21 protein-coding genes and 1 pseudogene are annotated in these 18411 nt (G+C 73.8%); 5 read left to right on the forward strand and 17 right to left on the reverse strand.

All coding sequences use genetic code 11. The features are described 5' to 3' along the window. Positions 1-65: 65 nt before the first annotated feature. The 3 genes from VIU94_RS33995 to hisI are packed head-to-tail and all read right to left on the reverse strand — an operon-like array spanning position 66 to position 2601. Positions 66-734: a TIGR02234 family membrane protein gene (locus VIU94_RS33995; RefSeq protein WP_331917532.1), complete on the reverse strand. Its 669-nt coding sequence runs from the start codon at positions 732-734 to the stop codon at positions 66-68. A 14-nt stretch (positions 735-748) separates the two neighbouring features. Continuing rightward, positions 749-2239 (reverse strand): anthranilate synthase component I, encoded by a 1491-nt coding sequence (locus VIU94_RS34000; RefSeq protein WP_331917534.1) that lies wholly within the window; start codon positions 2237-2239, stop codon positions 749-751. Positions 2240-2250: 11 nt separating this feature from the next. Further along, on the reverse strand, positions 2251-2601 hold the full coding sequence (hisI, locus tag VIU94_RS34005; RefSeq protein WP_331917536.1) for a phosphoribosyl-AMP cyclohydrolase: 351 nt from the start codon (positions 2599-2601) through the stop codon (positions 2251-2253). A gap of 84 nt (positions 2602-2685) precedes the next feature. Between hisI and VIU94_RS34010 the strand changes: the two genes are divergently transcribed. Beyond that, a complete protein-coding gene (locus tag VIU94_RS34010; RefSeq protein ID WP_331917538.1) occupies positions 2686-3321 on the forward strand; it encodes a TIGR03085 family metal-binding protein in 636 nt (211 codons plus the stop codon). Here VIU94_RS34010 and VIU94_RS34015 read toward each other — a convergent pair. The 10 genes from VIU94_RS34015 to hisD form a co-directional block, all read right to left on the reverse strand. Next, positions 3318-4580 (reverse strand): MFS transporter, encoded by a 1263-nt coding sequence (locus VIU94_RS34015; protein ID WP_331917540.1) that lies wholly within the window; start codon positions 4578-4580, stop codon positions 3318-3320. The genes VIU94_RS34010 and VIU94_RS34015 overlap by 4 nt on opposite strands. A 12-nt stretch (positions 4581-4592) precedes the next feature. Next, the gene (locus tag VIU94_RS34020) at positions 4593-5180 is read right to left on the reverse strand and encodes an ArsR/SmtB family transcription factor (RefSeq protein ID WP_331917542.1); all 588 of its coding nucleotides are present in this window, start codon (positions 5178-5180) and stop codon (positions 4593-4595) included. Between the two features lie 117 nt (positions 5181-5297). Further along, positions 5298-6053 carry an imidazole glycerol phosphate synthase subunit HisF gene (gene hisF / locus VIU94_RS34025; RefSeq protein ID WP_331917544.1) on the reverse strand — a complete coding sequence of 252 codons (756 nt, stop codon included), beginning with the start codon at positions 6051-6053 and terminating at the stop codon, positions 5298-5300. After that, positions 6050-6448 (reverse strand): RidA family protein, encoded by a 399-nt coding sequence (locus VIU94_RS34030; RefSeq protein ID WP_331917546.1) that lies wholly within the window; start codon positions 6446-6448, stop codon positions 6050-6052. The genes hisF and VIU94_RS34030 overlap by 4 nt, the downstream gene beginning before the upstream one ends. Continuing rightward, positions 6445-7176 carry a bifunctional 1-(5-phosphoribosyl)-5-((5-phosphoribosylamino)methylideneamino)imidazole-4-carboxamide isomerase/phosphoribosylanthranilate isomerase PriA gene (priA, locus tag VIU94_RS34035; RefSeq protein WP_331917548.1) on the reverse strand — a complete coding sequence of 244 codons (732 nt, stop codon included), beginning with the start codon at positions 7174-7176 and terminating at the stop codon, positions 6445-6447. The genes VIU94_RS34030 and priA overlap by 4 nt, the downstream gene beginning before the upstream one ends. Next, positions 7176-7823: an imidazole glycerol phosphate synthase subunit HisH gene (hisH, locus tag VIU94_RS34040; protein WP_331917550.1), complete on the reverse strand. Its 648-nt coding sequence runs from the start codon at positions 7821-7823 to the stop codon at positions 7176-7178. The genes priA and hisH overlap by 1 nt, the downstream gene beginning before the upstream one ends. Next, positions 7820-7984: a CG2302 family histidine operon protein gene (locus tag VIU94_RS34045; RefSeq protein ID WP_331917552.1), complete on the reverse strand. Its 165-nt coding sequence runs from the start codon at positions 7982-7984 to the stop codon at positions 7820-7822. Before VIU94_RS34045 ends, hisH begins: the two co-directional genes overlap by 4 nt. Then, entirely contained in the window at positions 7981-8574 is a 594-nt protein-coding gene (gene hisB, locus VIU94_RS34050; protein ID WP_331917554.1) for an imidazoleglycerol-phosphate dehydratase HisB, read from the reverse strand. Before hisB ends, VIU94_RS34045 begins: the two co-directional genes overlap by 4 nt. Continuing rightward, a complete protein-coding gene (locus VIU94_RS34055) occupies positions 8571-9686 on the reverse strand; it encodes a histidinol-phosphate transaminase (protein WP_331917556.1) in 1116 nt (371 codons plus the stop codon). The genes hisB and VIU94_RS34055 overlap by 4 nt, the downstream gene beginning before the upstream one ends. Beyond that, the gene (gene hisD / locus VIU94_RS34060; RefSeq protein ID WP_331917558.1) at positions 9683-11023 is read right to left on the reverse strand and encodes a histidinol dehydrogenase; all 1341 of its coding nucleotides are present in this window, start codon (positions 11021-11023) and stop codon (positions 9683-9685) included. Before hisD ends, VIU94_RS34055 begins: the two co-directional genes overlap by 4 nt. Before the next feature lie 156 nt (positions 11024-11179). Between hisD and VIU94_RS34065 the strand changes: the two genes are divergently transcribed. From VIU94_RS34065 to ybaK, 4 genes are all read left to right on the forward strand, one after another. Further along, positions 11180-12781 (forward strand): oxidoreductase, encoded by a 1602-nt coding sequence (locus VIU94_RS34065; RefSeq protein ID WP_331917560.1) that lies wholly within the window; start codon positions 11180-11182, stop codon positions 12779-12781. A gap of 242 nt (positions 12782-13023) precedes the next feature. Continuing rightward, positions 13024-14055, forward strand: coding sequence for a hypothetical protein (locus VIU94_RS34070; RefSeq protein ID WP_331917562.1), 1032 nt, complete (start codon positions 13024-13026; stop codon positions 14053-14055). A gap of 5 nt (positions 14056-14060) precedes the next feature. Next, positions 14061-14798: an LON peptidase substrate-binding domain-containing protein gene (locus VIU94_RS34075; protein ID WP_331917564.1), complete on the forward strand. Its 738-nt coding sequence runs from the start codon at positions 14061-14063 to the stop codon at positions 14796-14798. Between the two features lie 40 nt (positions 14799-14838). Continuing rightward, positions 14839-15336 carry a Cys-tRNA(Pro) deacylase gene (ybaK, locus tag VIU94_RS34080; RefSeq protein ID WP_331917566.1) on the forward strand — a complete coding sequence of 166 codons (498 nt, stop codon included), beginning with the start codon at positions 14839-14841 and terminating at the stop codon, positions 15334-15336. Positions 15337-15343: 7 nt separating this feature from the next. On the opposite strand, the gene VIU94_RS34085 is transcribed toward ybaK, so the two are convergent. The 4 genes and pseudogenes from VIU94_RS34085 to VIU94_RS34100 form a co-directional block, all read right to left on the reverse strand. Next, a complete protein-coding gene (locus VIU94_RS34085) occupies positions 15344-15979 on the reverse strand; it encodes a DUF2567 domain-containing protein (protein WP_331917568.1) in 636 nt (211 codons plus the stop codon). A 57-nt stretch (positions 15980-16036) separates the two neighbouring features. Further along, positions 16037-16861: an ABC transporter permease gene (locus tag VIU94_RS34090; RefSeq protein ID WP_331917570.1), complete on the reverse strand. Its 825-nt coding sequence runs from the start codon at positions 16859-16861 to the stop codon at positions 16037-16039. 83 nt (positions 16862-16944) lie between these two features. Further along, positions 16945-17916, reverse strand: a complete 972-nt coding sequence (locus VIU94_RS34095; RefSeq protein ID WP_331917574.1) for an ABC transporter ATP-binding protein — start codon at positions 17914-17916, stop codon at positions 16945-16947. A 20-nt stretch (positions 17917-17936) separates the two neighbouring features. Beyond that, a pseudogene (locus tag VIU94_RS34100) lies at positions 17937-18411 on the reverse strand (NYN domain-containing protein); the annotation flags it as partial.

The raw sequence follows: 18411 nt of genomic DNA on the forward strand, positions 1-18411 counted from the left end.
GTTCCGCATGCGCGGGCACTCGTCGACCATTGTCCCGCACGCAGGGTCACGGGGTGAACCGGGGGTCACGCTTCGCGCGTCGGGTCCTCGCCGCGGTCGAGCGCCTTCCACAGGTCCTCGGGACGGTCCGGGTCGACCGCGGCGGCGGCCGGGCGGCGTGCGGCCGTACGGGGGCCGGCGGCCCGCTCGTACCGACCGCCCATCGCGGGCCAGCCGCTGCCGAAGCGGAGCGCGAGGAGCCCGGCGAGGAGGATGAGCACGGAGCCCGCGGAGGTCACGTACGGCCAGGCGGTGTGCGTGAGGCCCTGGACGGCGGCCGAGGCGTCGCCGCTGATCCTGGCGGCCTCCGCGTTCAGGGCCGAGCTGTCGGACGCGCCGAGGAAGGCGGCCACGGCCGCGCCGGCGCCGCTCAGCGCGAGCAGCCCGGAGACCAGGGCGCGGCCGGTGCGGCGGACGGCGAAGACGGCGACGAGGGCCGCGAGGCCGACCACGGCCAGGGCCGTCGGGACGCCGGTGACGGAGCCGCCCTCGGCCTCGACGGGGACGGTGCCGCCGCCGACGGCGGCCACGCCCTCGGCCCAGATCTGGCCCGAGGACAGCAGCACGACGGTGGCTCCGAGGGCGCCCAGGAGGAGGGCCGCGGCCAGGCTGCGGCGGCCTGTGGAGGCGGCGGTCGGTGCGCCGGCGCGGGCGGCGCGGGGCTGGGGTACGGGTACAGCGCTCACATACCCCACTATCCCCTACGCCGTCAGCCGGCGTTCAGCCGGTTGGCGGTGTGGACGGCGCGGAGCACCGCGGCGGCCTTGTTGCGGCACTCGGTGTCCTCGGCGACCGGGTCGGAGTCGGCGACGACACCGGCTCCGGCCTGCACGTACGCGGTGCCGTCGCGAAGCAGGGCGGTGCGGATGGCGATGGCGGTGTCGGAGTCGCCGGCGAAGTCGAGGTAGCCGACGCAGCCGCCGTACAGACCGCGCTTGGACGGCTCCAGCTCCTCGATGATCTGCATCGCGCGGGGCTTGGGCGCGCCCGACAGCGTTCCGGCCGGGAAGCACGCGGTGAGGACGTCGAAGGCGGTACGGCCCTCGGCGACGCGGCCGGTCACCGTGGACACGATGTGCATGACGTGCGAGTACTTCTCGATCGACATGAAGTCGACGACCTCGACGGAGCCGGGCTCGCAGACCCGTCCCAGGTCGTTGCGGCCGAGGTCGACGAGCATGAGGTGCTCGGCGCGCTCCTTGGGGTCGGCGAGCAGTTCCTCGGCGAGCTCGTGGTCCTCCTGCGGGGTGGCGCCGCGCGGCCGGGTGCCGGCGATGGGGTGGACCATCGCGTGGCCGTCCTCGACCTTGACCAGGGCCTCGGGCGAGGAGCCGACGACGTCGAAGCCGTTCTCGAAGCGGAAGAGGTACATGTACGGGGACGGGTTGGTGGCCCGCAGGACCCGGTACACGTCGAGCGCGGAGGCGGCGCAGGGGGTCTCGAAGCGCTGCGAGGGCACGACCTGGAAGGCCTCGCCGGCCCGGATGCGCTCCTTGATGTCCTCGACGGCGTCCTGGTACGACTCCCCGCCCCACAGGGCGGAGAACTCGGGGAGCTCGGACGGCGGCAGGGCGACCGGCACGGTCTCGACGGGGCGTGCCAGGTCGGCCGCCATCGCGTCGAGGCGGGCGACGGCGTCGGCGTAGGCCTCGTCGACGCCGGTGTCGAGGTCGTTGTGGTTGATCGCGTTGGCGATCAGCAGGACGCTGCCGTCCCAGTGGTCGAGGACGGCGAGGTCGCTGGTGAGCAGCATGGTGAGCTCGGGGAGCTCCAGGTCGTCCCGGGTCCGGTCGCCGATCCGCTCCAGGCGGCGGACGATGTCGTAGCCGAGGTAGCCGACCATGCCGCCGGTGAACGGCGGCATGCCGGACGCCAGGTCGCGCGGGGTGTGCAGGGCCTGGACGGTCGCGCGCAGGGCCGCCAGGGGGTCCCCGGACGTGGGGACGCCGACGGGCGGGGCGCCGAGCCAGTGGGCCTGGCCGTCACGGACGGTGAGCGTGGCGGCGGACCGGACGCCGACGAAGGAGTAGCGGGACCAGGACCGGCCGTTCTCCGCAGATTCCAGCAGGAAGGTGCCGGGGCGTTCGGCGGCGAGCTTGCGGTAGAGCCCGACCGGGGTGTCGCCGTCCGCGAGGAGGCGGCGGCTGACGGGGATGACGCGGCGGTCGGCCGCCAGCTTGCGGAACGTCTCGAGATCCATGGCGTCCGACCCTACTTGCCGAGGGGGAGCACGTCGGCGTCGAAACAGGTCCGCGCGCCGGTGTGGCAGGCGGCCCCGACCTGGTCGACCTTGACGAGCACGGTGTCGGCGTCGCAGTCGAGGGCGACGGACTTGACGTGCTGGACGTGGCCGGAGGTGTCGCCCTTGACCCAGTACTCCCGGCGGCTGCGCGACCAGTAGGTGCAGCGGCCGGTGGTGAGGGTGCGGTGCAGGGCCTCGTCGTCCATCCAGCCGAGCATGAGCACCTCGCCGGTGTCGTACTGCTGGGCGATGGCCGGGAGGAGCCCGTCCGGGCTGCGCTTGAGGCGGGCGGCGATGGCCGGGTCGAGATTGCTGGTCATGCGGCCATTGTGCCGCGACCGGCGGGGCTGTCCGGCGGGCCGTCCACTGGGCGGACGGCCCGGGCGCGCCGTACGCTGGCGGGCATGTCGACCCATGCGAAGCGTGAACGGCTCCTCCTCGCCGACCTGTTGGAGGCGGCGGGCCCCGATGCGCCGACGCTGTGCACCGGCTGGCGGACGCGGGATCTCGCGGCCCATGTGGTGGTGCGCGAGCGCCGCCCGGACGCGGCGGCGGGCACGGTGGTCCCGGTGCTCAAGGCGCGGCTCGATCGGGTGCAGGCGGAGTTCGCGGAGAAGCCGTACGAGGAGCTGGTCCAGCTGATCCGGACGGGTCCGCCGCAGTTGTCGCCGTTCACCCTCAAGCAGGTCGACGAGGCCGCGAACACGGTCGAGTTCTATGTCCACGCGGAGGACGTGCGGCGCGCGCAGCCGGACTGGTCGCCGCGCCCGCTCGACCCGGTGTTCTCGGACGCGCTCTGGTCGCGCCTCGAGAAGGGCGCCCGGCTGCTGGGCCGCAAGGCCCCGGTGGGCCTGGTGCTGCGCCGTCCGAACGGGCAGACGACGGTGGCGCACAAGGGCACGCCGGTGGTGACGGTCACCGGCGAGCCGGGCGAGCTGACGATGTTCCTCTTCGGCCGGCAGGACGCGGCGAAGGTGGACCTGGACGGCGACCAGGAGGCGGTGACCCGCCTCCACGAGGCCAAGCAGTTGGGGATCTAGGCGGCCTGGGGCAGTTCGGCGCGGCGCAGGCCCTTGGCGGTGAGGCCGTAGACGCCGCTGAGGGCGCAGATCGAGGCGCTGACGACGAAGACCGGGCCGAGGCCCCAGGCCCCGATGGCCGCGCCGGCGACCGGGAGGCCCAGCGGGGCGATGCCGAGGCTGCCGAGGCTGGAGACGGCGGTCACCCGGCCCAGGTAGGCGGGGTCGCACTCGGTCTGGACGAGGGCTCCGCACAGGGCCCCGGAGAGCCCGGCGAGCAGGCCGATCGAGAGGGCGACGGCGACCGCGACGGGCAGCAGCGGGACGTACGCGAGCGCGCCGATCGACACGGCTCCGACGACCATGGCCGCGTTGAGGACGGCGCCGGCGCGGGGTATCCGGCCCTTGACGGTGAGCAGCAGGGAGACGCCGCCCGCTCCCGTACCGAAGCCGGCGAGAACCCAGCCGATGCCGGAGGCGCCCCAGCCGCGCTGCTCGCACAGCAGCGCGAGGCCGACGTTCAGCGGCCCGACGAAGCCGAGGTCGCCGAGGAGGACGACGATCATCAGCGGGCCGAGGACCTTGTGCCGGCGCAGGTAGCGCATGCCTTCGGCCAGGTCGCTCAGGGCCGTGCCGTCGCGGGGCTCGTCGTCGCCGGGCAGCGGGCGGATCTTCAGCGCGCACAGCAGGGGCACGGAGACGGCGAAGAGCAGTCCGGCGACACCGAAGGCGGTCGCGGGGCCGCCGAGGGCGACGGCGAGTCCGCCGAGCGGGGCGCCGACCACAGAGCCGAGCCGGTAGCCGATGCCGCGCATGCCCTGGACGCGGGCGAGCTGCTCGCGCTCGGCGATCCGGGGCGGCAGGGCGCCGACGGCGGGCAGGAAGACCGCGTCGACGGTGCCGAAGACGAGGGCGACGAGGGTGAGGACCCACAGGCCGGGTGAGACGAGGAAGAGGACCGCGGCGAGGCCGAAGGTGACGAGGCAGCGGACGGCGTCGGAGCCGATGACCACGCGGCGCGGCCCGAGGCGGTCGGCGATCACTCCGCCGAAGAGCATGAGCAGGGCGCGCGGGACGGCGGAGACGGCCATCACGAGTCCGGCCTGGGCGGGGGTGCCGCTGCTGACGGCGGTCCAGGACAGGGCCAGGAAGTAGATGCTGTCGCCGAGCGTGGAGGCGGTGAACGCGCCGAGCCAGCGCAGGACGTTGGGGTCGCGGTGGGCGGGGCGGGAGGCGGCGGGCGCGGCGGCGGGCGCGGCCGGGGTCGTGTTCGTCGTCATCGTCATCGCCGTTCAGCCCCGGTAGGGGAAGCCGTTGAGGTGGACGGCGACCTTCTCGCGGCCCTCGGTGTCGCCTGCGTCCACGGCGGCGCGGGCCTTCTGGTCGTACTTCCGCAGGAGCGCGTCGAGCTCCTCGCCGAGGGCGTTGAGTTCGGCGGCGGTCAGCCGGGGCAGCCATTCGGAGCTGATCGCGGCGGAGCGCCACTCGTCGGACCAGGTGAGCCGCTCGTCCATGAAGCGGCGCTGGAGTTCGGTGCGCTGCTCGTTGATGGTGCGGCCGACGGCGTCGCTCGCGGCGGCCATCTCGGGGTTCCCCCGGACGTCCTCGTCGCGGATCGACAGCCCGTACGAGCTGGGCTGCCACCAGCGTTCGCGGCCGTCGGCGGACTGCGCCTCGGCCTCCTCGATGAGTCCGTGCTCGGCGAGCTTGCGCAGGTGGTAGCTGACGAGGGAGACGGCCTCGTCGAGCTGCTCGGCGAGCTGGGAGGCGGTGGCGGTGCGGGCGACGAAGAGGGCCCGGTAGAGGCGCATGCGCAGCGGGTGTGCGATGGCCTTCAGCGTGCCGAGGTCGGTGATCCGGCGGTTCTCCTGCGAGGTCATGTCCACGACCATAGATACGAAAGGAATCTTGCGCAACAGAATTTGCACAAATAATCCTGCGCATCTGGGAAAGAAGAAGGGCCCCCGTGGGGGCCCTTCGGGAAACCGGAACCCGGCTCAGCGGACCGGGTGGCCCGCCTCCCGCAGCGTCTCCTTGACCTGCGAGATCCGCAGGTCGCCGAAGTGGAAGACGGAGGCGGCGAGCACCGCGTCCGCGCCGGCCTCGATCGCCGGCGGGAAGTCGGCCAGCCGGCCCGCTCCGCCGCTCGCGATCACCGGTACGGTCACGTGCTTGCGCACCGCCGCGATCATCTCGGTGTCGTAGCCGTCCTTCGTGCCGTCCGCGTCCATCGAGTTGAGCAGGATCTCGCCCGCGCCCAGCTCGGCGGCCCGGTGCGCCCACTCGACGGCGTCGATGCCGGTGCCCCGGCGGCCGCCGTGCGTGGTGACCTCGAAGGAGCCCGCCTCGGTACGCCGCGCGTCCACCGACAGCACGAGCACCTGGCGGCCGAACCGCTCGGCGATCTCGCGGATCAGCTCGGGCCGCGCGATGGCCGCGGTGTTGACACCGACCTTGTCCGCGCCGGCCCGCAGCAGCTTGTCGACGTCCTCCGCCGCGCGCACGCCGCCGCCCACGGTCAGCGGGATGAAGACCTGCTCGGCGGTGCGGCGCACCACGTCGTAGGTGGTCTCCCGGTTACCGGAGGAGGCGGTGATGTCGAGGAAGGTCAGCTCGTCGGCGCCCTCGGCGTCGTACAGCTTGGCCATCTCGACGGGGTCGCCCGCGTCGCGCAGGTTCTGGAAGTTGACGCCCTTGACGACCCGGCCGTTGTCCACGTCCAGGCAGGGGATCACCCGTACCGCGAGACTCATGCCGCATCACCCCGATACGCCTCGACCTCGACCTCGACGACAAGGCGCGGGTCGACGAAGCCGGAGACGATGATCATCGACGCGGCCGGGCGGACGGCGTCGAACAGTTCCTTGTGGGCGCGGCCGACCTCGTCCACGTCCCGGGCGTGCGTGATGTACATCCGGGTGCGGACGACGTGCTCCGGGCCGAGTCCCAGCTGCTTCAGCGCCCCGAAGGCCACGTCGAAGGAGTTGACCGCCTGGTCGTACGGGCCGCCGTCGGCGATCTGCCCGTTCACCACCGAGGTACAGCCGGAGACCAGGACCAGGCCGTTCGGCAGCTCCACCGCGCGGGAGTAGCCGAACTGCTCCTCCCAGGGCGCGCCGGTGACGACCTTGCGCACGGACTCGGTCATGCGGAGGCCACCGCCTTCAGGGCCTCTTCGAGGGTGAACGCCTTGGCGTACAGCGCCTTACCGACGATCGCGCCCTCGACGCCCTCGGACACCAGGCCGGACAGCGCGCGCAGGTCGTCCAGGGACGACACGCCGCCGGAGGCGACGACCGGCTTGTCGGTGGCGGCGCAGACGTTGCGCAGCAGCTCCAGGTTGGGGCCCTGCAGCGTGCCGTCCTTGGCGATGTCGGTGACGACGTAGCGGGCGCAGCCCTCGGAGTCGAGGCGGGCCAGCGTCTCGTACAGGTCGCCGCCGTCGCGGGTCCAGCCGCGGCCGCGCAGCGTGGTGCCGCGGACGTCCAGGCCGACCGCGATCTTGTCGCCGTGCTCGGCGATGACCTTGGCGACCCACTCGGGGGTCTCCAGGGCGGCGGTGCCGAGGTTGACCCGGGTGCAGCCGGTGGCGAGGGCCGCGGCGAGCGTGGCGTCGTCGCGGATGCCGCCGGACAGCTCGACCTTGATGTCCATGGCGGCGGTCACCTCGGCGACCAGCGCGCGGTTGTCGCCGGTGCCGAACGCCGCGTCCAGGTCGACCAGGTGGAGCCACTCGGCGCCCGCGCTCTGCCAGGCCAGCGCGGCCTGGAGCGGAGAGCCGTACGAGGTCTCCGTGCCGGACTCGCCGTGCACGAGCCGGACGGCCTGGCCGTCGCGGACGTCTACGGCGGGAAGCAGTTCAAGCGTGCGGGACATCAGAGCGTTCCGATCCAGTTGGTGAGGAGCTGGGCGCCGGCGTCGCCGGACTTCTCGGGGTGGAACTGGGTCGCCCACAGGGCGCCGTTCTCGACCGCGGCGACGAAGGGCTCGCCGTGCTCGGACCAGGTGACCTTGGGGGCGCGCATGTTGGGGTTGCCGACCTCCAAGGTCCACTCGCGCACCGCGTAGGAGTGCACGAAGTAGAACCGGGCGTCGGCGTCGAGGCCGGCGAACAGCTCGCTGTCCGCGGGCGCGTCGACGGTGTTCCAGCCCATGTGGGGGACGACCGGGGCGCGCAGCGGCTCGACCGTGCCGGGCCACTCGTCGAGGCCCTCGGTCTCCACGCCGTGCTCGATGCCGCGCTCGAAGAGGATCTGCATGCCGACGCAGATGCCCAGGACGGGACGGCCGCCGGACAGCCGGCGGTCGACGATCCATTCGCCGCGGGCTTCCTTGAGCCCCTTCATACAGGCCGCGAAGGCGCCGACGCCGGGGACGAGGAGTCCGTCGGCGTTCATGGCGCGCTCGTAGTCGCGGGTGATCTCGACGTCCGCGCCGACCCGGGCGAGGGCCCGCTCGGCGGACCGGACGTTGCCGAAGCCGTAGTCGAAGACGACGACCTTCTTCGGGGACGCCACGCTCATGACCACAGGTCCAGTCGCAGGACGCCGGCGGCGAGGCTGAGCGCGGAGGCGAGGGCGAGCACCGTGACGATGCTGCGGGACTGCTTCTGCTTGACGAAGGAGTACACGCCGCCGAGGAGGAAGAGCCCGACGATGATCAGGACGGTCGACAGGCCGTTCACAGGGCGCCCTTCGTGGAGGGGAGGATTCCGGCAGCGCGGGGGTCGCGCTCGGAGGCGTAGCGCAGGGCGCGGGCGAGCGCCTTGAACTGGCACTCGACGATGTGGTGGGCGTTGCGCCCGTACGGCACGTGGACGTGCAGCGCTATCTGCGCCTGGGCGACGAAGGACTCCAGGATGTGCCGGGTCATCGTCGTGTCGTAGGAGCCGATCATCGGCGCCATGTTCTCGGGCTCGGTGTGCACCAGGTAGGGGCGGCCGGAGAGGTCGACGGTGACCTGGGCGAGCGACTCGTCCAGCGGGACGGTGCAGTTGCCGAAGCGGTAGATGCCCACCTTGTCGCCGAGGGCCTGCTTGAAGGCGGCGCCGAGCGCGAGGGCGGTGTCCTCGATGGTGTGGTGGGTGTCGATGTGCAGGTCGCCGTCGGTCTTCACGGTCAGGTCGAACAGACCGTGCCGGCCGAGCTGGTCGAGCATGTGGTCGAAGAAGCCGACGCCGGTCGACACATCGACCTTTCCGGTGCCGTCGAGGTCGATCTCGACGACGACGGACGTCTCCTTGGTGGTCCGTTCGACCCGTCCTACGCGGCTCATGCCTGCTGCTCCTTCTTGAGTGCGCGAACCGCTTCGAGGAACGCGTCGTTCTCTTCGGGGGTGCCCGCGGTGACCCGCAGCCAGCCCGGTACGCCGTTGTCCCGGACCAGGACGCCCCGGTCGAGGATCTTCTGCCAGGCCTCGTGGGAGCCGGCGGCTCCGTCGAAGCGGCCGAACTGGACGAAGTTCGCGTCGGAGTCGGTGACCTCGTAGCCGATCGCTCGCAGTTCGGTGACGAGCCGGTCCCGTTCGGCCTTCAGCTGCTCGACGTAGCCGAGCAGCGTGTCCGTGTGCTCCAGGGCGGCCAGTGCGGTGGCCTGGGTGACGGCGGAGAGGTGGTACGGCAGCCGGACGAGCTGGACGGCGTCGACCACGGCCGGGTGGGCCGCCAGGTAGCCGAGGCGGAGCCCGGCGGCGCCGAAGGCCTTGGACATGGTGCGGGAGACCACCAGGTTCGGCCGGCCCTCGATGAGGGGCAGGAGCGAGTCGCGGTGGCTGAACTCCACATACGCCTCGTCGACCACGACCAAGGAGGGCTTGGCGGCCTGCGCGGCCTCGTACAGGGCGAGGACCGTCTCCGCCTCGACCGCCGTGCCGGTGGGGTTGTTGGGCGAGGCGATGAACACGACGTCCGGCCGGTTCTCGGCGATGGCCTGCTGGGCCGCGGCCATGTCGATGGTGAAGTCCTCGTTGCGCGGGCCGGAGATCCAGCCGGTGCCGGTGCCGCGCGCGATCAGCGCGTGCATCGAGTACGAGGGTTCGAAGCCGATGGCCGTACGGCCGGGCCCGCCGAAGGTCTGCAGCAGCTGCTGGAGCACCTCGTTGGAGCCGTTGGCCGCCCAGACGTCGCCGACGCCGACGGGGTGCTTCGCGGTCTTGGTGAGGTACGCGGCGAGCGCGGTGCGCAGTTCGATCGCGTCCCGGTCGGGATAGCGGTTGAGGCTGCGGGCGGCCTCGGCGACCCGCTCCGCGATCCGGGCCACCAGCGGCTCGGGCAGCGGGTACGGGTTCTCGTTGGTGTTCAGCTGGACGGGGACGTCGAGCTGGGGCGCGCCGTAAGGGGACTTGCCGCGCAGCTCGTCGCGGATGGGGAGGTCGTCGATGCCGGTCACTGGGTCGGCACCTTCCACCCGAACCGGGCCTTCAGGGCCGCGCCGTGCGCCGGCAGGTCCTCGGCCTCGGCCAGCGTCACCACGTGGTGGGTGACCTCGGCGAGCGCGTCGCGGGTGTAGTCCACGATGTGGACGCCACGCAGGAAGGACTGCACGGACAGGCCCGAGGAGTGGCAGGCGCAGCCGCCGGTGGGCAGCACGTGGTTGGAGCCGGCGCAGTAGTCGCCGAGCGAGACCGGGGCCCAGGGGCCGACGAAGATCGCGCCGGCGTTGCGGACCCGGGCGGCCAGGGCGGCGGCGTCCGCGGTCTGGATCTCCAGGTGCTCTGCGCCGTACGCGTCGACGACCTTGAGGCCGTCCTCCAGGTCGCGGACCAGGACGATCGCGGACTGCGCGCCGGCCAGCGCGGGGACGATCCGGTCGTCGACGTGCTTGGACGCGGCGACCTGGGTCTTCAGCTCCGCCTCGGTCGCGGCGGCCAACTCCTCGGAGTCGGTGACCAGGACGGCCGCGGCCATCGGGTCGTGCTCGGCCTGGCTGATCAGGTCGGCGGCCACGTGCACCGGGTCGGCGGTGGAGTCCGCGAGGATCGCGATCTCGGTGGGGCCGGCCTCGGCGTCGATGCCGATGCGGCCCTTGAGGAGGCGCTTGGCGGAGGCGACGTAGATGTTGCCGGGGCCGGTGACCAGGTTGACGGGGGCGCAGCCGGGCTCGTCCTGCGTGCCCTCGGTGCCGTACGCGAACATCGCGATGGCCTGGGCGCCGCCGGCGGCGTACACCTCGTCGACGCCGAGCAGGGCGCAGGCAGCCAGGATCGTGGGGTGCGGCAGTCCGCCGAACGCCTTCTGCGGGGGCGAGGAGACGGCGACGCCCTCGACGCCGGCCTCCTGCGCCGGGACGACGTTCATCACGACGGAGGACGGGTAGACGGAGCGCCCGCCCGGCACGTACAGGCCGACGCGCTCGACGGGGATCCACTTCTCGGTGACCGTGCCGCCGGGCACGACCTGGGTGGTGTGGGTGGTGCGGCGCTGGGCGCGGTGGACGAGGCGGGCGCGGCGGATGGACTCCTCGAGGGCGGCGCGGACGGCCGGGTCGAGCTCGTCGAGGGCGCGGGCGAGGGCCTCGGCGGGCACGCGCAGGCTCTCGACGCGGACGCCGTCGAATTTCTCCCCGTAGTCGATCACCGCTGCGGCGCCATGATGCCGGACGTCCTCGCAGATGGGCCGCACCTTCTCCAGGGCGGCTTCCACGTCGAACTCGGCACGGGGCAGCAGGTCGCGCAGCGCGCCACCCTCGGGGAGGGTGTCGCCGCGCAGGTCGATACGAGAGATCACGGGTCAATTCTCGCAGACCGGTTTCAGCGCTGGTCGCCCGTATCACTGGCTGATACAAGCCACACGGTGCACGGAGTGTCACAGCTGACCGTTAGCGTTCAGCTCGTCACACAGAGGGAAGAACGGCCGTACGAATCCGGAAGCGAGGGGGCGGCATTGACCGAGCCGCGCGACGACAATGCGCCGGACGATCTCACCGGCACCGAACGGGCGATGTGGCAGGCGTTCAGGATCGGGGCGATCTGCGATCTGAGACAGGGCAGTCCGCTGCTCGACGATCCGTTCTCCGGACGGGAGTGGCCCGCGGCCCGTACGGTCCGCGCGGACGTGGTGGCGCTGCTGCTGCTCGACGGGCCGCCGGCGCGGTCCGGGCGGGTCTCGGCGCTGAAGCTGCGCGGGGCGCGGATCACGGGGACGCTGAATCTGGCCGGCGGGACGATAGCGCCGTACGTGGAGCTGCACGGCTGCCGCTTCGACCACGAGGTGGTGCTGCCGGAGTCGCACTTCAGGACGCTGCGCATGGTGGAGTGCGCGATTCCGCGCATCGAGGCGGCGCGGCTGCACACGCAGGGCGATCTGCATCTGCCGCGCTGCCGGGTGGAGCGCGGGATCCGGCTGACGGACGCGCAGATCGGCACCGATCTGCTGATCAACCAGATCAGGGTGTGGCCGGACCGGCGGGGCCGGGCGATCACCGCGGACGGCCTGTCGGTGGCCCAGGACCTGCAGGCCGAGCTGATCGAGACGCACGGCGAGTTCAGCCTGCGCGGGGCGAAGGTCGGCGTGTCGCTGAGCCTGCGCGGCAGCCGGCTGCGCGGCGCGCGGGAGCGCCGCGCGCTGAACGCGCCGCAGCTGACGGTGGAGCGCTCGCTGTACCTGAACGCGGCCTGGGTCTACGAGGCGTCGGGGAACGCCACATCCACTCCCCCGTTCGGCGTGGGCGGCAATCCGGTGCAGGGGGCGCGCCGGCAGCCGGTCGAGTGCCACGGCGGGGTGCGGCTCGACGACGGGCGGTTCGGGGACTCGGTGGACCTGCACTACGCGCGGTTCGTGCTGTCCGGGGCGCGCCGCGAGGAGGTGTCGCTGCGCCGGATCGTCACGCCCGAGCTGCGGTTCAACGGGGAGCGGCCGGAGGAGGGCCGAGTCGTGCTGAACGGGGCGAAGGTGGTGACGCTGATCGACCTGTCGACCGCCTGGCCGGGCCCGGGCGGCCTGGCGATCAACGGGTTCGCGTACGAGAACCTGGTGCCGTACGGGCACTTCCCGCTGGCCCGGCGGCTCGAATGGGTGGCCTCGGCGACGCCGGAGTACGCCCCGGAGCCGTACGAGCGCCTGGCGACGGTGCTGCGCAACAGCGGCGAGGACGCCGAGGCGCGGGAGGTGCTGCTGGCCAAGCAGCGGCGGCGGCGCGAGACGCTGCCGGTGGCGGGCAAGTTCTGGGGCTACCTGCAGGACTGGACGGTCGCGTACGGCTACCGGCCGGGCCGGGCGGCGCTGTGGATGGCGGTGCTGTGGCTGGCCGGGGCGCTGGCGTTCTCGCGCTACGACCCGGTGCCGCTGAAGGCGGGCGAGGCCCCGGTCTGGAACGCCCCGCTGTACGCGCTCGACCTGCTGCTCCCGGTGATCAACCTGGGGCAGGACGGGTACTGGCGGCTGGCGGGCCTGTGGCAGTGGGCGGCGGCCGCGCTGATCCTGATGGGCTGGATCCTGGCGACCACGGTGGCGGCGGGCGCGTCGCGGATGCTGAGACGGGGCTGAGCCCGGGCGTGTCGGGCGGCTGCGGGATCGGCGTGTCGCGCCGCTGCGGTACGGGCGTGTCGTGTGGGCGCGGGTTGTGCGGACGGGGCGTGCGGGGTGCTCACAGGGGCGCGTGGGGTGGTCGTATTCGCCCCCTGGCGTCCGCTTTCTTTGCATGTTCTTGACGTTCCCGAATACAACCATTCCGCCGCTACCAAAGCTTCACAGCAGCCCACTGGCGCTGCCCCGACCTGCGGTTTTCAATGGTCCGCACCATGCCATCGCTCCGCGTCCTGTTCCCCGCCTCCCGCAGGGTCCGGCCCGCCCCGCACACGGCCCAGGGGCTGCCGCCGGACGGCGACGTGCTGCTCGACGCGCCGGACGACCGGCTCGGCCCGGCGCTGGTCGCGGCCGCCCTCGGGGACCACGAGCCGGCCGCCAAGCTGCTCGCCACCACGCGGGGCGGCGCGGAGTGGGAGAACCGGGACCGCTACACCGCCCGGCTCGCGACCTTCGCGCACAGCCGGGGCGAATGGCTGGCGCACTGGCTCGCGGCCTCCCCCGACGATCCCGACGCGCGGCTGGTCGAGGCGGAGCTGGCGGTGCGCCGCGCCTGGCAGTCGCCGGCCCGGGCGGAGCGGCTGCGCGAGCTCGGCCCGCTGGTCGACGCCGTGGTCGCGGCCGACCCGGCCGACCCGGTGCCCTGTCGCCTCGCCCTGGACCACGCGCGCGGCGCGCACGCCGGCGACGCGGCCTTCGAGACCCGCTGGGAGCAGGCGGTGCGCCGCTCCTCGCACCACTACGGCTGCCATGTCGCCGCGCTGAAGTACCTGTCCGCGCCCTGGCACGGCTCGCACCGCGCCTGCGTCGACTTCGCCGAGCAGGCCGCCGACGACGCTCCGGCCGGCGCGCTCGTGCAGGCGCTGCCGGTCCGTGCGGCCGCCGCCCAGTTGCTGAGCGGCGACGCGGCCGGAGCGGTGCCGCAGGCCCGGATCGACGCGGCGGCCGAGCGGGCGATCGCGCTGTCCGCCGCGTACCCGGTCGGCGACCCGTGGCCCGCAGAGGTGCGGAACCTGCTGGTGTACGTCCTGGTGGAGCGCGGGCGCGGGGTGGAGGCGGCGGAGCAGTTCCGGCGGATCGGCCCGTACGCGACGTCGTTCCCGTGGGCGTCCGTCAGCGACGATCCACTGGCCCGGTTCCTCGAGGCCAGGGACGGCGTGCGGCACCTGGAAGCGGCCGTGCGGCCACGGTTCGGACGGGCCGGACACAGCCGCGCCCACGGCCATTACGCTTGACCGCTGTGACCACCGCTCGTCTGCCTCTCTTCCCCCTCAACGGGGTCCTGTTCCCGGGCCTCGTGCTGCCCCTGAACGTCTTCGAGGAGCGTTATCGCGCCATGATGCGCGAGCTGTCGAAGACGGACGAGGACGAGCCCCGCCGCTTCGCCGTCGTCGCGATCCGCGACGGCCGCGAGGTCGCGCCGACCCTGCCGGGCTTGCCCGACCAGACGGCCCTGCCCGAGAAGGGGCCGGCCGCCGGGTTCGGCCCGGACCCGATCCAGGCGTTCCACCGGGTCGGCTGCGTCGCCGACGCGGCGTCGATCCGCGAGCGCGCGGACGGCAGCTTCGAGGTGATGGCCACCGGCACGACCCGGGTCAAGCTGCTGTCCGTCGACGCCACGGGCCCGTACCTCGTGGCCGAGGTGGAGGAGCTGCCGGAGGACCGGGGCGACGGTGCGGGCGCGCTCGCGGAGGGCGTGCTGCGGGCGTTCCGCGCGTACCAGAAGCGGCTGGCCGGGGCGCGGGAGCGCTCGCTGACCACCTCCGACCTGCCCGACGACCCGTCGGTGGTGTCCTACCTGGTGGCCGCCGCGGCGGTGCTCGACACCCCGGCGAAGCAGCGGCTGCTGCAGGCCCCGGACACGGCGACCCGGCTGCGCGAGGAACTGGACCTGCTGCGCAAGGAGACGGCGGTGCTGCGGCACCTGCCCTCGCTGCCCGCCGTGGACCTCACCCACGCGCCGACCAGCCCGAACTGAGCCCGGGTCCCCGAACCGAGCCCGAGTCGAAGGACTTCCCTTGGCGAAGAAGCAGAAGAAGCAGGCCGGGGGCACCCCGGCGACCGTCGCCCTGACGGCGGCCGGCACGTCCTTCACGCTGCACGCGTACGACCACGACCCCGCGTCGCCCTCGTACGGCGAGGAGGCGGCGGAGGCCCTCGGCGTGTCGCCGGACCGGGTCTTCAAGACGCTGGTCGCGGACGTGGACGGCGAGCTGACGGTCGCGGTGGTGCCGGTGGCCGGCCAGCTCGACCTGAAGGCGCTGGCCTCGGCGGTCGGCGGCAAGCGCGCGGCGATGGCGGACCCGGCGGCCGCCGAGCGGACCACGGGCTACGTGCGGGGCGGCATCTCGCCGCTGGGCCAGCGCAAGCGCCTGCGTACGGTCCTGGACGCGTCGGCGTCCTCGCACGACACGATCTGCATCTCGGCGGGCCGCCGCGGCCTGGAGGTCGAGCTCGCCCCCGCCGACCTGGCGGCCCTGACCTCGGCGGTCCTGGCCCCCATCGGCCGCGGCTGAGAAGCCGCTACGGCTCGACGCGCCGCTGCGGGACCTGCTCCCAGGGGCCCCACTCCGGCTCCGGGTCGCGCGGGCCGAACAGCGTGGTCAGGGCCAGGTGAAGGATCATCGCGGCTATCGGCCAGGCCAGCAGCGCGCCCAGCGTGTTCAGCTCCAGCGGCGCGTCGAAGGGCACGCCCTTGCCGACGGCCCGGGCGTGCGCGACCACGTCGTCCGTCGGGCCGAGGGAGGTCCCGGTCCCCCAGGCGATCGCCGAGCCGAGCACCCCGCCCACGGCCAGGGCGAGGACCAGCGCGATCCCGCCGTGCCGCCGCCACAGGAAGACCAGGAGCGCGGCGAGCGCCCCGAAGCCGAGGCCGAGGACGGCGAACGTGCCGTCCGCGCCGATCGCCGCCTCGCCCTCGCTGTTCTTCAGGAAGACCGCCTTGCCGTCCGAGATCAGCGGGGTCCGCGGGGCCAGCCACAGCCACAGCAGCCCGAACACCACGCCCGCGAGCAGCGAGAGCCCCAACACCGCGAACGCGCTCCGCACCTCGTGCTCCGCGCCCGGGGCGTCCGGGGCGGGCGAGGGGAACGGCGAGGGCCACGGCTCGCCGTGGGGCTGCGAGGGCGGCTGGTGAGGCGGCGTCAGAGGTGCGGTCACCCCGCCATCGTGCCAGGCGGGGCGGCGCGCCGCCTCACCGGACCGGATCTCCCGCACTCAGCGGACGGCGGCCCGCCGGTACGCCCAGGTCGCCAGGGCCAGCGTGGCGACGCCGACGGCCCCGCACACGGCGAGGTCGAGCGCCACGGCGGCCCAGTCCGGGCTCGGGTCGAAGGTCCGGGCCAGGGCCTCGACGCCGTACGTGGAGGGCAGCAGGTCGCGGGCGTACGCGATCGGGCCGGGCAGCCGCTCGGCCGGCAGCACCCCGAGCAGCAGCGCCGCCGACATGCCGAGCTGGCCGAGCAGGGTGGCCAGTTCCTGGCGCGGCGCGAGGAGGCCGAGGGCCGCGCCGAGCCCGGCGAGCGCTGCCCCGGCCAGCGGCACGACGGCCGCGAGGATCCACAGATGCGTCAGCGGCAGCCCGTACAGCAGCGAGCCGGCGACGGCGGTGACGACCGTGCCGGGCACGGTGAAGGAGGCATACGCGCCGGCCGCGCCGAGCACCACCGAGGCGGGCGGCACCGGCAGCGTGGCGTAGTGGTCGAGGCCGCCGCCGGCCCGGAGCTGCCCGAAGTACTGGGCGAGCAGGTTGAGGGCGACGAACGCGACGACGAGGACGGCGGAGCCGGCGACGACCGCGCGGGCCTCGGGTCCGCCGTCGACGACCCCGCGCATCAGGACCATGATCCCGACGGACTGGAAGGTCGCCACGAACAGCAGCGGGATCCGGGCCACCCGGGCCCGGGACAGCTGGGCGCGGTAGACCGCGGCGAGCGCGGGCAGCAGCCGGGCCCGCGGCGCGAGCGGGGCGGCCTGCTCCGCGTCGTCCCCGGCGGGTCCGCGGACCGCGTCGGAGAGGGCCTCCGCGGGCACGATGCTCACCTGACGCTGCTCCTGTCCGATTCCACTGCGCGTACCGCGCTTACCGCCGAGCGCGCCGGTTCCGCCGCGCGTGCCGGTGGGATTCACGCCTTCACCAGCCCTTTGGTCGCCCCGCCCAGAGCGAGGTAGACGTCCTCCAGGCTGGGCGTGGCGAGGGTGAAGTCGTCGAGGGCGGCGAAGGCCGCCCCGCCGGTGACCGCGGCGACGGCCGCGCGGGCCTCGTCGGGGGCCAGCCGGAGCACCCAGCGGCGGCCGGACTCGACGGCCGACGGGCGCAGCGCGGCGACCTCGGGGACGTCCAGCGGGGGCCGCTCGCGCCAGACCAGCTCGACGCGGACCTCGCCGGCCACGCGTTCCTTGAGCCCGGCGGGCGTGTCGCAGGCGATCACCCGGCCGCGTTCCAGGACGGCGACCCGGTCGAGGACGGTCTCCGCCTCGATGACGTTGTGGGTGACGAGCAGGACGGTGACGCCCTGCTCGGCGCGCCGCCGGTCGACGGCGGCCCAGACGGCCCGGCGGGCCACCGGGTCCATGCCGGTGGTGGGCTCGTCGAGGACGAGGACGGGGCGCTCGCCGACCAGGGCGGCGGCGAAGCAGGCGAGCCGGCGCTGACCGCCGGAGAGCTTCTTCAGGGGGCGCCCGGCGAGCTCGGTCAGGCCGAGCTCGTCGAGGACGGCGTCCCGCTCGGCGCGGGCGGCGGCGGCGGTCAGGCCGCGCAGCCGTCCGGTGGTCTCGGCGGCGAGCGCGACGGTCAGCTCGTCGAGGGCGGTGGACTCCTGGCCGAGGTAGCCGATCAGCCGGGCCGCCCGCTCCGGGTGGCGTACGAGGTCGTGGCCGAGCATCCGGACGCTGCCCGCGTCGGGTCGCATCAGGCCGGTCAGCTGGCGGACCAGGGTGGACTTTCCGGCGCCGTTGGGGCCGAGCAGGCCGAAGATCTCACCGCCGCGCACGTCGAGGCTGATGCCGTCGGTGGCGCGCACCTCGGGCGTCGCGGGGGCTCCGCGTCTGCCGCGCGTGGCGGGGTACGTCTTGACCAGATCCCGCACCACGCACACCGTACTCACGAGGGAGGAGCCTACGCCGGTCCTCGGGCCTGCTCCGGCGCGGGGGCGTGTTCGGCGGCGGCGCGGACGTCGATCTCCCGCCAGAAGCCGGCCCGGATCGCGTACCGGTCGTGCTCGTCGATCTGGTCGTCCTTGTGCGCGAGCAGGCCGAATCGGGCCGCGTACCTCAGCAGTTCGCCGTCGATGCGGTGCGGGATGCGCGGGTACATGCCGGCGAGGCGCTGTACGTGACTCTGTTCGGGAAGTCGTTCCATCCAGCGGCGGGCGAAGACCTGGCCGACCTCGAAGGGGTCGCCGCCGACGGTCGTGATGTCCTCCTCGCGGTCGGCCCAGCGCTGCTCGGCGCTGGTGAGCTGGGCGAGGGTGGGCAGCGAGGCGGTCTCGGCGGGCTCCCCGAGCGGCCCGCCCGGGCGGTCGACCCAGCCCCGGTCGGAGGACCAGCGCAGCGTCGCGCCGCCGGCGGGCGCGGCGGGCGGGTGGCTGCCG

The organism is Streptomyces sp. (assembly GCF_036566765.1).
In the GTDB taxonomy this organism is placed as follows: domain Bacteria; phylum Actinomycetota; class Actinomycetes; order Streptomycetales; family Streptomycetaceae; genus Streptomyces.

What these genes read in the sequence shown, in the direction of transcription:
- priA (WP_331917548.1), bottom strand. Translation starts at nt 7,176, where the DNA reads ATGTCCCGCACGCTTGAACTGCTTCCCGCCGTAGACGTCCGCGACGGC.
- VIU94_RS34020 (WP_331917542.1), bottom strand. Translation starts at nt 5,180, where the DNA reads ATGACCTCGCAGGAGAACCGCCGGATCACCGACCTCGGCACGCTGAAG.
- VIU94_RS34000 (WP_331917534.1), bottom strand. Translation starts at nt 2,239, where the DNA reads ATGGATCTCGAGACGTTCCGCAAGCTGGCGGCCGACCGCCGCGTCATC.
- VIU94_RS34010 (WP_331917538.1), top strand. Translation starts at nt 2,686, where the DNA reads ATGTCGACCCATGCGAAGCGTGAACGGCTCCTCCTCGCCGACCTGTTG.
- VIU94_RS34070 (WP_331917562.1), top strand. Translation starts at nt 13,024, where the DNA reads ATGGTCCGCACCATGCCATCGCTCCGCGTCCTGTTCCCCGCCTCCCGC.
- hisF (WP_331917544.1), bottom strand. Translation starts at nt 6,053, where the DNA reads ATGAGTCTCGCGGTACGGGTGATCCCCTGCCTGGACGTGGACAACGGC.
- hisH (WP_331917550.1), bottom strand. Translation starts at nt 7,823, where the DNA reads ATGAGCGTGGCGTCCCCGAAGAAGGTCGTCGTCTTCGACTACGGCTTC.
- hisI (WP_331917536.1), bottom strand. Translation starts at nt 2,601, where the DNA reads ATGACCAGCAATCTCGACCCGGCCATCGCCGCCCGCCTCAAGCGCAGC.
- VIU94_RS34030 (WP_331917546.1), bottom strand. Translation starts at nt 6,448, where the DNA reads ATGACCGAGTCCGTGCGCAAGGTCGTCACCGGCGCGCCCTGGGAGGAG.
- VIU94_RS34015 (WP_331917540.1), bottom strand. Translation starts at nt 4,580, where the DNA reads ATGACGACGAACACGACCCCGGCCGCGCCCGCCGCCGCGCCCGCCGCC.
- hisB (WP_331917554.1), bottom strand. Translation starts at nt 8,574, where the DNA reads ATGAGCCGCGTAGGACGGGTCGAACGGACCACCAAGGAGACGTCCGTC.